Annotated in this window: 14 protein-coding genes; 4 read left to right on the forward strand and 10 right to left on the reverse strand. The window is 66.7% G+C overall.

From position 1 onward, the window contains the following. Window positions 1-119: 119 nt before the first annotated feature. Window positions 120-1211, reverse strand: a complete 1092-nt coding sequence (gene mnmA, locus DFR24_RS04625) for a tRNA 2-thiouridine(34) synthase MnmA (RefSeq protein WP_133880150.1) — start codon at window positions 1209-1211, stop codon at window positions 120-122. 70 nt (window positions 1212-1281) lie between these two features. Between mnmA and DFR24_RS04630 the strand changes: the two genes are divergently transcribed. Together DFR24_RS04630 and DFR24_RS04635 are read left to right on the forward strand one after the other, a co-directional pair. Next, window positions 1282-2703: a DUF2868 domain-containing protein gene (locus DFR24_RS04630; protein ID WP_133880151.1), complete on the forward strand. Its 1422-nt coding sequence runs from the start codon at window positions 1282-1284 to the stop codon at window positions 2701-2703. Next, the gene (locus tag DFR24_RS04635) at window positions 2700-4082 is read left to right on the forward strand and encodes a GTPase/DUF3482 domain-containing protein (protein WP_133880152.1); all 1383 of its coding nucleotides are present in this window, start codon (window positions 2700-2702) and stop codon (window positions 4080-4082) included. The genes DFR24_RS04630 and DFR24_RS04635 overlap by 4 nt, the downstream gene beginning before the upstream one ends. A 52-nt stretch (window positions 4083-4134) precedes the next feature. Here the strand turns inward: DFR24_RS04635 and DFR24_RS04640 are convergent, their stop codons facing one another. The 9 genes from DFR24_RS04640 to gspG all read right to left on the reverse strand — a co-directional run bounded on the left by DFR24_RS04640 (window position 4135) and on the right by gspG (window position 10582). After that, complete coding sequence (locus tag DFR24_RS04640) at window positions 4135-4596, reverse strand: NUDIX hydrolase (protein ID WP_133880153.1); 462 nt, start codon at window positions 4594-4596, stop codon at window positions 4135-4137. After that, window positions 4593-5387, reverse strand: a complete 795-nt coding sequence (locus DFR24_RS04645) for a type II secretion system protein N (RefSeq protein ID WP_133880154.1) — start codon at window positions 5385-5387, stop codon at window positions 4593-4595. Before DFR24_RS04645 ends, DFR24_RS04640 begins: the two co-directional genes overlap by 4 nt. Then, complete coding sequence (gene gspM, locus DFR24_RS04650) at window positions 5384-5911, reverse strand: type II secretion system protein GspM (protein WP_133880155.1); 528 nt, start codon at window positions 5909-5911, stop codon at window positions 5384-5386. Before gspM ends, DFR24_RS04645 begins: the two co-directional genes overlap by 4 nt. Then, complete coding sequence (gene gspL, locus DFR24_RS04655; protein WP_133880156.1) at window positions 5908-7113, reverse strand: type II secretion system protein GspL; 1206 nt, start codon at window positions 7111-7113, stop codon at window positions 5908-5910. The genes gspM and gspL overlap by 4 nt, the downstream gene beginning before the upstream one ends. Before the next feature lie 39 nt (window positions 7114-7152). Next, window positions 7153-8169 carry a type II secretion system minor pseudopilin GspK gene (gspK, locus tag DFR24_RS04660; RefSeq protein WP_162851038.1) on the reverse strand — a complete coding sequence of 339 codons (1017 nt, stop codon included), beginning with the start codon at window positions 8167-8169 and terminating at the stop codon, window positions 7153-7155. A 5-nt stretch (window positions 8170-8174) separates the two neighbouring features. Continuing rightward, window positions 8175-9014: a type II secretion system minor pseudopilin GspJ gene (gene gspJ / locus DFR24_RS04665; protein ID WP_133880158.1), complete on the reverse strand. Its 840-nt coding sequence runs from the start codon at window positions 9012-9014 to the stop codon at window positions 8175-8177. Next, complete coding sequence (gene gspI / locus DFR24_RS04670; protein ID WP_133880159.1) at window positions 9014-9433, reverse strand: type II secretion system minor pseudopilin GspI; 420 nt, start codon at window positions 9431-9433, stop codon at window positions 9014-9016. Before gspI ends, gspJ begins: the two co-directional genes overlap by 1 nt. Continuing rightward, on the reverse strand, window positions 9430-10017 hold the full coding sequence (locus DFR24_RS04675) for a pilus assembly FimT family protein (protein ID WP_162851040.1): 588 nt from the start codon (window positions 10015-10017) through the stop codon (window positions 9430-9432). The genes gspI and DFR24_RS04675 overlap by 4 nt, the downstream gene beginning before the upstream one ends. Before the next feature lie 118 nt (window positions 10018-10135). Beyond that, window positions 10136-10582 carry a type II secretion system major pseudopilin GspG gene (gspG, locus tag DFR24_RS04680; protein WP_133880161.1) on the reverse strand — a complete coding sequence of 149 codons (447 nt, stop codon included), beginning with the start codon at window positions 10580-10582 and terminating at the stop codon, window positions 10136-10138. An 87-nt stretch (window positions 10583-10669) separates the two neighbouring features. Between gspG and rrtA the strand changes: the two genes are divergently transcribed. Further along, window positions 10670-11224: a rhombosortase gene (rrtA, locus tag DFR24_RS04685; protein WP_246051513.1), complete on the forward strand. Its 555-nt coding sequence runs from the start codon at window positions 10670-10672 to the stop codon at window positions 11222-11224. Next, a complete protein-coding gene (gene fabD / locus DFR24_RS04690; RefSeq protein WP_133880163.1) occupies window positions 11221-12147 on the forward strand; it encodes an ACP S-malonyltransferase in 927 nt (308 codons plus the stop codon). Before rrtA ends, fabD begins: the two co-directional genes overlap by 4 nt.

The following is a 12147-nucleotide window of genomic DNA, read 5'->3' on the forward strand; positions in this document are numbered from 1 at the left end:
CCTTGGCCACGCGGGCCGCAACATTCGAAGGTCCGCGTGGGCGCATGTGAATGCGCTTTCGCAGCCCCTGGCTTCGTATTGTCACGCAGTCGGCGCAGCGATCGTGCGCCGCGTCGGTATCAGCTTGCTGCCGGGAACGAGAGGTCGATCTCGCCACCGCCCAGGCAGCGCTCGCCCTCGTAGAGCACGCAGTACTGTCCAGGCGAGAGCGCCCGTTGGGCATCGGTGAAGCGAACATGCACGCGGCCGTCGGCGAGCGATTCGATTCGGCAGTCCTGCAAGGCCTGGCGATGGCGTACCCGCGCCTGCAGCGGTGCATCCGGACGTGAGGGCGCGCCCAGCCACGAGAACGATGCCGTCTCGAGCTGACCGCTCATCAGCAGCGGATGCTGCGAATCCTGCGAGACGACCAGCGTGTTGGTGGCCGTCTGCTTGGCGGCGACGTACCACGGCGCTTCGAGCGCGCCGCGACGGCCGCCGATGTTCAGGCCGCGCCGCTGGCCGAGCGTGTAGAACATCAGGCCCTGATGCTCGCCAATCGGCGCGCCGCGATCGTCGACGATCGGTCCAGGATCCGGCTTGAGGTATTGCTGCAGGAATTCCCGGAAAGGCCGCTCGCCGATGAAGCAGATCCCGGTGGAATCCTTGCGGCGGTGATTCGGCAGGCCGGCGGTCCGCGCGAGTTCGCGCACCTGCGGCTTGGTCAGGTCGCCGATCGGAAACAGCACGCGTTCGAAATGTGCGCGCGCCACCAGCGCCAGAAAATAGGTCTGATCCTTGTCCTCGGTCACCGATCGCGCCAGCACGGGGCCGTCGGAAGCCGCTTCGAGGCGAGCGTAGTGGCCGGTGGCGACGAAGTCCGCGCCCAGGCGCAGGGCGTGTTCGCGGAACGGCTGGAATTTCACTTCCCGGTTGCACAGCAGATCCGGATTCGGCGTGCGTCCGGCGCGATAGTCGTCGAGGAAATGCCGGAACACACGCTCTCGATACTCGGCCGAGAAATCGACGCGATGCAGCGGAATGCCGAGCTCGTCGGCGACCATGCGCGCGGACTGGAAATCCTCCGCCGCGCTGCAGTAAGCCGACTCGTCTTCGGTCCAGTTCTGCATGAACAGGCCGGAGACGCGATACCCCTGATCCTTGAGGCGCCATGCGGCGACGGCGGAATCGACGCCGCCGGAGAGGCCGACGATGACGTGGGGCGTGCTCATGGGGCGCGCATGATCGGCGATCCGCGACAAGAAAGCAGCGCGGAGGCGCGACGGTATAGTTCGGACCGATATGAATTCTCCGGTCACCGCGTCCCCTCGCGCCGAGCGCCTGCTCGTCGAGATCCTGTGCCGGCGCGACGAGGCGGCCGGCCATCCGCTCGACAGCGCGGCCGCCGATCTCGGCGCCATCCGTGCCGGCGGCGACCTGGCGCAACGGATCCGCACGCGCGCGCTGCGACTGCCAGGATCGGATCAGTCGCTGGCGCAGATCGATCGCGTGCTGCTGGTGGGACGCGCGCTGGTCGTCGCGCTGCTGGTGATCGCGGCGATCGCCGGCGTGGCGGCGGCCAGCGTCGCACTCGGTGACGGGCGCGACCTGAGCATCCCGATGGTCCTGCTGGCGCTGGTCGGACTGAACCTGTTCATGCTGCTGGTGTGGACGGCGATGCAGGTCACGCCGCTGCGAGCCCCGGAGTGGCTGGTGATGCTGTGGAGCGGGCTGGTTCGGGCCATCAGCGGGGTGACGTCGGCTTCCCCGTCGAGTGCCGGCGTGGAGGCGATCCGCGTCCTTTCGCAAGGCCCGGGTGCGCGCTGGCGATTCGGCGCCGTGCTGCATGGCGCCTGGCTCGCGTACACGGTGGCCGGCCTGCTGACGCTGGTGGTATTGCTGGTCGTGCGGCGCTACGAACTGACGTGGCAGACGACGCTGCTCAGCGCAGAGGGGCTACGCGAACTCGCCGAGCTGTTGTCGGTGGTGCCGCGCCTGCTCGGTGCGTCGGGGCCCGAGCAACTTTCCTTGAGCGGTATCACGAGCATCGAGGATCACCGCGGCTGGGCGCGATGGCTCCTGCTCGCGGTGCTGGTCTACGGCGTCGTGCCCCGGCTGATCGCGCTGATTGCGTGCATGGCGCTCGCGCTGCGCACCGAACCGCGCTGGCAACGAGAACTGGCGCGTCCGGGCTATGCGCGGCTGCGCGACCGCCTGATGCCGGATCATCGCGAGCAGGTCGTGGTCGACGCGGCTGCTCCGGCAAGCATCTCGACAGCAAGGCCTGAGGCCACGACCGAGTTGCCCTCAGAAGCGGGGCTCCACGGCGTGATGCTGGAATGGCCTGATGCGCTGCCCGGATGGCCGTCGTCGACATGGCGCTGGTTCGGTACGGCCGATGATCTGGAGAGCCGTGCGGCAGTCCTTGCGCGGCTGCGCGCGGGCCCGGTCGCCGGTCTCGTCGTCGTCGTGCGTGCGATCGCGACACCGGATCGCGGCCTGCAGCGATTCGTCGCGGACCTCGCGCAGGCCGCCGGCGCGACGACCTGGATCGCGCTCGGACACCTGGAAGGACTGGAGGCGCGGGGCGATGGTGCCAAGCATCGCCGCATCGACGACTGGCGCAACCTCGCTGCGAACGCCGGCGCATCGGGCGGCGTGCTCGCGTGGGACGCGCAACGCGGCACGGCGCGCGCGCTGGATCTCCGGAACGACGCCCGATGAGCGAATCACCGATCGAGATCGTCGTCGTCGGGCACACCAACACCGGGAAGACCTCGCTGCTGCGAACGCTCACGCGTGACGCGGGATTCGGAGAAGTGTCGGATCGTCCTTCGACGACGCGCGACGTTTCGCGGGTGGAGTTGCTCGTCGACGGCCAGGCCTTGATCCGGCTTTACGACACCCCCGGCCTCGAGGATCCGTTCGGGTTGGCGCAGTGGTTTGCCGACGACGGCGTGCCGCGCGCCGATCCGGTCGCCGCTGTCGACGCCTTCCTGGCCGGCGATCACGGAAGCGGACGCTTCGAACAGGAGGCCAAGGTGCTGCGTCAGCTTCGCCGCAGCGATGCGGCGCTGGTGGTGATCGACGCGCGCGAGCCGATGCTGCCCAGGCACCGCGAAGAATTGCGCTTGCTGGCGCAGTGCGGTCGGCCGCTGATGCCAGTGCTCAATTTCGTCGCCGATCCTGCAGCGCGAACGCCGGAGTGGCGTGAAGGACTGGCGCGGGTCGGTCTGCACGTGCTCGCCGATTTCGACACCGTGGTGTTCGACCATCACGCCGAGCGCCTGTTGTTCGAAAAGCTGATGCTTCCGCTCGAGGCGCGCACGGTGGAATTGCGCAGCTTCATCGCCAGCCGCGAAGCGCACCGCGCGCAGTTGATCGACGCGTCGTGCCGCGCGATCGCGGAGCTGCTGATCGATGCGGCGGGTCTGCAGCTCAGGACTTCGGCGGAAGGCGACGCGGCGGAGCAGGCGGATCAGATGCAGCAACTCGTGCGCATGGCCGAACAGCAGTGCGTGAACAGCCTGCTCGCACTGTTCCGCTTCGAGTTGAGCGCCTTCGCGCCGCCGAAGCTTCCGCTGGACAGCGGGCGCTGGGAGCTCGATCCGTTCGATCCTGAAGCCCTGCGCGTGCTGGGCATCCGTACCGGGTCCGCGGTGGCCGCAGGCGCGGTGGCGGGGCTGTCGATCGACGCGATGCTGGGAGGCGCGAGCCTCGGTGCGGGTGCGCTGATCGGTGCCGGCGCCGGCACCGCCTGGAGCCTGTATCAGTCCTGGGGACGACGCTGGGCCGACAACCTGCGTGGCTTTCGCACGCTCGCTTCTGAGGAACCGACGCTGGCCGTTCTGGCGGCAAGGCAGACGGCGCTGTTGCGCGCGCTGCTTCGACGCGGACATGCCGCGACGCAATCCGTGACCATCGGCGCCATCAGCGGGTGGCCGAGCGCGTCGGTGCGCGAAGCCGTGCTGCGGGCGCGATCGCATCCCGAGTGGTCGAGCCTCAATGGAATCGGCTTGGGGCGAGCGGAGGTCGCCGTCACGCCGCTCGTGGCCGCCCTACGCGATGCGGTGGAATCGCCGATGACGAAGGAATCGGAATGATGGGCTCCGCGTGCTGCGACGCCGGCAACGGCGCGCACTGCAGGCCGGCCCGTCAGCGTGCTTCGACCTGCTCGCGGACCAGATCGAGCGGATATCGGCGTCCCGCCTGATAGTCCTCGATGCACTGGATCACCGAGGGACTGCGCCACTCGCCGCGCCTTGCGCGAAGCTCTTCGGGCGTCAGCCAGAGCGCGCGTACGATGCCCTGATCGAGCTTGCGATCCGGGTGATGGCGAATCGCATCCGCGATGAAGGCGAAGCGGACGAACGGGTAGGGCAGCGAGTTCGGATGCCAGATGTAGGTGCCCAGAAACGCGCGCGGCTCGATCTCCCAGGCCGCTTCTTCCAGCGTCTCGCGTTTAACGGCGTCGAGCAGGGTCTCGCCCTGTTCCCAATGTCCGGCCGGCTGGTTGAGGCGCAGCTCGCCGTTGATGAATTCCTCGACGATCAGGTAGCGGCCGTCACGCTCGACGAGCGCAGCGACCACGACATGTGGCTGCCACGCGTCGCTCATGAAGCCGGTGGCGCGGGTGCTGCAGCGGCGGGAGCAAGACTGCCTTGCCGGCGCAGGTGGTACCAGCCCTGGCTGTCGGGCTGTCCGAGATTGCGCACGAGATTGCCCACCATCGGCGGCGCATTGGGCTTCGGCCGCATCTGCAGGTTCATCTCGTAGCTGCGATCGCTGCCGAAATGCGCTTCTCCGGTGACTTCGAGTGTACCGGTGAGACTGCGGATGTCGGCCTTCACGCCCGCCGTCTCGTTGTCGAGCACCGCTTCGAAGTCGCCGAGCAACACCGGCTCGCGTCCGAGCTTCCAGCCCAGCGCCTTGAGCGTGAGAGTGCCCTGGGCTTTCTCGGGCCATCCCTTGCGCAGCTTGAGCGTGCCCAGGTCCAGCCCGAGCTGACCTTCCACCGGCATGTACGGATAGCCCGCCGCCGACAGCGCTTCCGTCAGCGGTGTGACCAGCTTGAAATCCGACAACGTGAGCGTGCCCGAGGGCACGACCGAGGCGACTCCGTCGATGAGCTGACCATCCCGACCGCCTGACAGCGTGAAGCTGGCGCGACCGAGCAGCAAGGGCAGCTTGCGCAAGGTCCAGGCGAGGTCGCGCACGAGCGGGCGGTTCTGCAGGCTGATCTCGGTGGCCTGTCCTGCCGACAACGTGCCTTCCACCCCCTGAAGCTGGATGCCGGACGCGGTCAGCGAGTTCGCCGCCCACCCGTACAGCCGCGGTGCGGGCGTGTGGAAAATCAGCGTGCCTACGAAGATCAGCAGGCCCAGGATGATCAGCGAACTGCGTTTCATGAGGCCCGCACCAGCGACAGACGCACATTGACCTTGCCGGGCGTGGCCTGCGGCTCCACCTCGAGTGTCTGTACCGCGACGCCGTAGCGGGTCTGAAGATCGGACAACCAGCGCACCAGCGAGTCGAAGGAGACGTCCTCGAACCAGACGCGTACTTCGCGATCGCCTTCCGGCTGGATGCGCGTGGGCTCCTTGCCCAGTGAACCCTGCTTGCTGGCCTGATCGACGGCCGCCATCAGCGACAGGCCACGTCCGGCAGTGGCCGCAGGATTGCGACCGGCCGATGTCTGCAGCTTGGCCGCGGCTTCTTCCAGCCGGATCGCCGTCGAGCGCGCGGATGCCAGCGCGGCCTCACGTTGCACGTGCGCCTTGGTCAGCGGCTCCCACACCGCGAGATAGAGCACGACGAACAGCATGACGACGGCGCCCACGCCGACGATCCAGCGCTCGCGGACCTGCAGCGCCAGAAATCGCGCCCGCGCCCGTGCCGACTGCGCCTGGAAACTCTGAAGGGCGCGCTTCATGCGCGGCTCAGGCGGGCGCGGATCTGCACCGCACCCGACTCCGCGTTGGCCGATTGAACCTCGAGCGCGATGCCAGGACGGCTCGAGAACCAGTTGCGCAGACTTTCGAGCACCTGCAGATCCGTTGCCGTGAACGAAAGGAACAGTGAGCCCTCGCGGTACTGCAGGCCGGTGAGCTTGAGGCCGGGACTTGCGACCAAGGCCTGTGCCAGCGGTTCGAACAAGGGCAGCGGACCGCTGGTGCCGGCGCCAGCAGTCAGCGCGCGCATCTGCTGGTCGAGCTGCGCCGAAAGATCGACGACACGCGTCTGATCGGGAAAGAGCTGCTGGAAGCGGGCAATGTTGGCTTCATCCTGTCGCCGCAGTTCCGATGCGAGGCTCCAGCCGTCGACGATGTAGGCAACGGCGCCCACGACGATCCACGACACCAGCAGCGCGGCGGCCAGGCGCCAGGGTTTCCACAGGCGTTCGATGTCGCGGCTCTGCGCGTACGTGCCCTGCAGCAGGTTGATCGCGTGCTCGGGCTTGAGATTCGACGCCAGCGCCGTCAGCGCACTCGGCTGCGGAAGCAGCGTGACGGGCCATTCCAGGCGAGACCAATCCACCTGCGCATCGCCCGCGACTTGAAGCCGAAGCGGGTGCGCCTTGTCCGCGTCCGCCATGCCCAGGTAGCTGGCGAGGTCTTCCGCGGTGCAGGAGAAGCCCGACCAGTCGCCACTGCGTACGACGACCTGCTCGCCGTCGGCCAATCCCGACCACGCGTGTTCGGCAGACGGAGGCGGTAGCGCCAGCGTCTCGGGCACCACCATATCGGGCTGCAGTCCGCGTGCGCGCAACAAGGCGAGGACACGAGTCAATCGGGCGCGCGAAATGATGGCAACCGGATGACTGCCGTCGTCGCGCCGGGTGCCGATCGCGAAGTGCAGGCTTTCGACATCCTCGGCGACCTGTTCTTCGAGCGCGTAGCGCACGGCCTGCAGAACCTTCGAGGGTTGCTTGACCGGTACCTTGACCGCCGCCAGACGTACATCCGAGGCGGGCAGGAACACGATGACGCGCCGGCCCGTGAAATGGCTGCGCTCGGTGGCCTGTTCGAAGCTGCCGCGTTGCGCGCGCAATGAGCGCGGGTCCGCCGCGGCACTGCCGTATTCGCAAGCGGATTCCGGCGTTTCGCCGAGTCGCAGGTAGAAGGTTTCGCGCACGCCCGGCGACCGTTGTCGAGTATCGAAAAAAGACTAAATTTATTCGGAATCCGTGCTGCGCTGAAGCACCACGGGCACGCCCTGGGAGGGCCTGAAAATCAGGCTATATAGTGCCACACGTCCTTGGCCGACCACTGCCTGCAGTCGCAACTGGAAAAGACGGCTCGAGATGCCGACCAGCTTCGGGTCGGACATCTCCGCGGACAGATCGAGCTGTGTAGCGACATCATTGTCGTTGGTCAGCGGCTTCTGCTTGCGGCTTTGCACGAACTCCGCGAGTTTGGAATTGCCCTGACCTTGCGAGTCCAGCGCGAGCAGCAGCGCGGGATCCGCGGTGTTCACGTTGATCGGCGTGACGCCGTCCACCGGAAGCGCGGTCACGTACGGCAACAGCAGCTTGTAGATCTTGCGCGCGTCGTCGCTGCGCGCGTCGTACATCGAGTCCAGGATCAGGCGCAGCTCGGTGACGCTGGACATCGGCCGGTTCGCGGTGCGGCGGGGCGGCACGAGCGTCGCGTAGTCGCTGTCTTCGCGGCCGCCACCGGTGGGGATCTGATCTTCGTCGATCCAGTCGCGGATCGATTCCGCCAGCTGTTCGGGGCTCGTGACGAGTTCCCGCGCACCTTCGATGTTCTCGATCAGGCGAGTGAAGATGCCGAGCTGCTGGCGGTAGGCCGTCGTCTTCTGTTCACCGCTGCCGATCGGAGTCTGGTTGTCCGACACGCCGAGATTGTTGAGGTTGAAGCGCGCCGTCGCGTCGACAATGACGCCGCTGATGGCGCCGTTCTCGACCGGCAAGGTCTGCGGCTCCGACCAGGGTTCGTCGAGCCCGTCGTAGCGATTGTCCTTCTGGTCGCGGTCCAGCACAGTGCGGACCCAGTCCTCGGCGCCCGCGGCGTATCCCCAGGCCCGCTCGGAATCCAGCAGCGTGGCGGTGCGCTGGATCGCGAAGTGGCCGCTGTCGAGCACCGACGTGGCAGCGATCACGGCCAGGGACACCACCAGGACGGCGGTGATCAGCGCGATGCCACGCTGGCGGCTGGGGGAAGTCGTCACGCGCGCTAGTCCGAGTTCGACGGAATGCCGGGATCGGAGGGTCCGTCCGGGGGCGGCTCCACGATGGGATCGGAAGACGGATCGCGCGTTGGGGGCTGATCCGGTTGATTCACCGCGCGGCCTGATGTGCCGACATCCGCCGCCGAGGCGGGCAGCAGCCCTTCCCGCATGGACCGACCCGAGCTCGTGGAAAATCCTCCTGAGGCAGCCAGGGCTGCCTGAGGCGTGCGGAACAGAAAGCGTAGTTCGCCCCAGTCCTTGGTCACCAAAGTGATTTCAACCGCGATCGGCGGAGGAAAGGCAGCGGGGTTACTTGATTGACCTGCTTCCGAGCGAGGCCACTCGGCCTGCCATTCATGGCCGTTGTCCATGAAGCGCCAGCGAAGCTCCTGAACCTCCTTGAGCAGTGCGAGTTCGGTCGGCTCCGCCTTGTCCGGCAGATCCAGCGCAGGCCAGGTCGAGCGCAGCAGCACGTGATCCTTCACCCGATAGCTGACGCGTTCCAGGCTCGAGCGGCTCGAACCCATCGGATTGCGCATTCCGCCGCGCACGAGGGTCAGGATCTCGTCGCGATTGAACGACAGCGGTGCACGCGCATCGCCGAATTGGTCGCGTGCCGGGCGATCACGCACGTTCTGGAAGTCCTGGCGCAGTCGCATGAAGGCGCGTTGCAGATCGGCGGTGCGCTGCATCGAATCTTCCACGCCACGGCGAAGCTTCAGGACGCTGTTGAGGCCGCCATAGGCCATGGCCGCCATGACGGAAAACACCAGCAGGACCACGATGATCTCGATCAGCGTGAAGCCGCGCGGGTGAAGGCGAGACAAAGGGGAGGGCGTGCTCATTACTGCGCCAGAAACCCGGTGACCTGCGCGAGCGCGCCTTCCTTCTCGGTCTGCGTCGGACTGCGCACCTCGATGTCGACACGAAGCAGGCGCGAATCCTGGGTCTTGACGATGGCCATGTCCCAGCGCCATTCAATCCCGCTCATCTCGGCCTTCCCATCGGAACGGCCGGTGTCCGGCGGCTCGGTCTGCAGCTGCAGTTCGGCCAGCCGGTTATGTGCAACCCACATCGCCACGGTCTTCTGCTTGAGATAGCCGGCATTGCTCGCCTGCCGCGCCATCGCGCCGATGACCGCAGCCATCGCGATGGCCAGCACCGCCACGGCGACGAGCACTTCGATCAGCGTGAAGCCGGCGTCACGACGCCGTACGACGAGCCAGAGCGAGGAGCGAGCGGCGCGGCGCTTGCGCAGACTCATTTGCTCTTGTCGTCCGCGATGTTGAGCCGCTTCGAAGTGATTTCGCCCATCGCGTTGGCTTCGAGCCGGTAGTAGGTCGGCAGATCCTTGAGCTTCAGGTCCAGCGTGAACGCCGTCATCTCGCCGGACGACAGGATCAGCACCTGTGGCTCGATCACCTTGTCGTCATCGTCGTTGAGCTTGAGCGCCGCCGAGGACTTCTTCTTGCCCTCTCCGTCCTCGCCCTTGGTTTCGACCGGTGCCGGCTGCGCAGGTTTCACCAGACGCCCGTCGATGCGCAGTTCCAGATAGAACGGAGGGGGGATGGCGCGCCGGCGAAACGTGGGTTCCTCGACCAGCTTCCATTCGCCTGTCACGGTATCCGGCGTCAGGAACTCGAAGCCCGGGATCGTATGGCGAAAGCCGATCTCGAGACCCAGCGCCTGCGCCTCGTCCGACGCCATGCGCAGGAGTTGTTCGAGACGCCGGGATTCGGCCTGCATGCGATCGTCGACGGCACGCCCCTTGATGCTCAGACTCACCATCGTGGCCAGCACGCCGATGATGACCATCACGATCAGGATCTCGATGAGCGTGAAGCCCACGGCCCGCGGACGGGCACGATGAGCCTGCGCCCGCCGTTCGACGTCGCGGTACGACAGAAAAGCGGAGGGGCCTGCGAAGCCGCGGTCTAGCATTCAGGCGGCATGCCGAGCGCGGGTCTCAGCCGCCCAGATCCCAGTTGCCGATGTCGGCAGCCGAACCTTCACCGCCCGGGCGGTTGTCAGAGCCGAGCGAGAAGATGTCCATCGCCCCCTTCACGCCGGGGGAGAGGTACTGGTACGGATTGCCCCAGGGATCCTTCGGCATCTGTCCGAGGTAACCGCCAGCCTTCCAGTTCTTGGCGGGCGGTTCGCCCGACGGCTGGGTGACCAGCGCTTCGAGACCCTGCTGGGTGCTTGGGTAGACGAAGTTGTCGAGGTTGTAGAGGTTGAGCGCGCCCTCGATAGAGCGGATGTCCTGCTTGGCGCGCACGATGCGGGCGTCGTCCGGGCGGTTCATGATGCGGGGCACGACAACGGCGGCGAGGATTCCGAGAATCACGACGACGACCATGATTTCGATCAGCGTGAAGCCGAGGTTCGCGCGAGGGCGCAGCTGCTTTTTCATGTTGCGTAAGGCGATGTGGCCGCGGAAATGCGTACGAGAATGATAACAGCGCCCTTGTTGCAGAGTTCCGTACGAGCTTGGCTGCCGGTGCTGGTGATCGCGCTGGTAGCGACGATTCTGGAGGGATTTGGCGACTCGGCTCGCCGCCTTCTCTCCTTCGATCGTGCGGGGCTCGCATCCTGGGAGTGGTGGCGCCTGCTGACCGGCCACTTCGTTCATCTGGGCGGGTACCACCTGGGCTTGAACCTGCTCGGCCTGCTCGCGCTGCAAGTCTTGTGTCCGAAGCCCGTGCGTGCGCGCGAATGGGTCCTGAGGGTGATCTGGCTGGCGCTGTTCGTCAGCATTGCGCTGTATGCGGCGGCGCCCACGGTGGGCAATTACGTCGGTTTTTCGGGCGTGCTGCATGGCTTGTTCGTCCTCGGCCTGGTTCCGATGGCGCGGGAGGGCGACCGCATTGCGCTCGTCTGCCTGCTCTATCTGATCGGCAAGATCGTGTGGGAACAGGTCATGGGCGCACCGGTGTCCGACGAGCATGCGATCGGGGGACATGTAGTGACGCTGGCACACTTGTTCGGCACACTCGCCGCCCTCGTATATGGATTCGCATTCGGAACGTTCCGAACGGGAGTGAAGACGCAGTGAAGTACGCCTTGTTGTTTCCGGGCCAGGGTTCGCAGTCCGTTGGAATGCTCGCCGCGCTCGGCGTGCCTGAAATTGCGCAGACGTTCGGCGAGGCATCCGACGTGCTCGGCTGGGATCTCGCCAAACTGGTGAAGGAAGGCCCCGCCGAAGAGCTCAATCGCACCGAGAAGACGCAGCCCGCATTGCTTGCGGCGGGTGTTGCGGCGTGGCGCCACTGGAAGAGCCTGGGCCTCGCGGCCCCGGCCGCGATGGCCGGTCACAGCCTCGGCGAGTACGCCGCACTGGTGGCGGCAGGAAGCCTCGATTTCGCGGATGCCCTGAAGCTCGTCGAGCTGCGGGGTCAGTTGATGCAGGCAGCGGTACCGGCCGGTACGGGCGGCATGACCGCCATCGTGGGCATGGAAGACGCCGCCGTCGATGCGCTTTGCGCGTCCTGCCCGGATGGCGTGCTCGAGCCGGCCAATTTCAATGCGCCGGGACAGGTGGTCGTGGCGGGCGAGATCCGCGCGCTGGACTGGCTCGACGCCAATGGCAAGAGCAAGGGCGCGCGCATGGTCAAGCGCCTTGCGATGTCGGTGCCGTCGCACTGCTCGCTGATGCGCGGCGCCTCCGACAAGCTGGCCGAGGCACTGGCGAAGATCGTCGTGAAGACGCCGTCGGTTCCGGTGCCGCACAACCTCGATGCGACGAGCCGCTCGGACGCCGACGGTATCCGTGCCGCGCTGGCGGCTCAGCTCTACCAGCCGGTTCGCTGGACGCAGACGGTGCAAGGCCTGCAGGCGCAGGGCATCACCCATCTGTTCGAATGCGGACCGGGCAAGGTGCTCGTGGGCCTGAACAAGCGCATCGCCGATGGACTGACGTCCATCGCGCTGGAAGATCCCGCCGGACTCGCGCAGGCTGCGCAGCTCGTCCGCGGCTAG

Origin of the sequence: Panacagrimonas perspica, from assembly GCF_004364935.1 — a bacterium.
Lineage (GTDB): Bacteria > Pseudomonadota > Gammaproteobacteria > Nevskiales > Nevskiaceae > Panacagrimonas > Panacagrimonas perspica.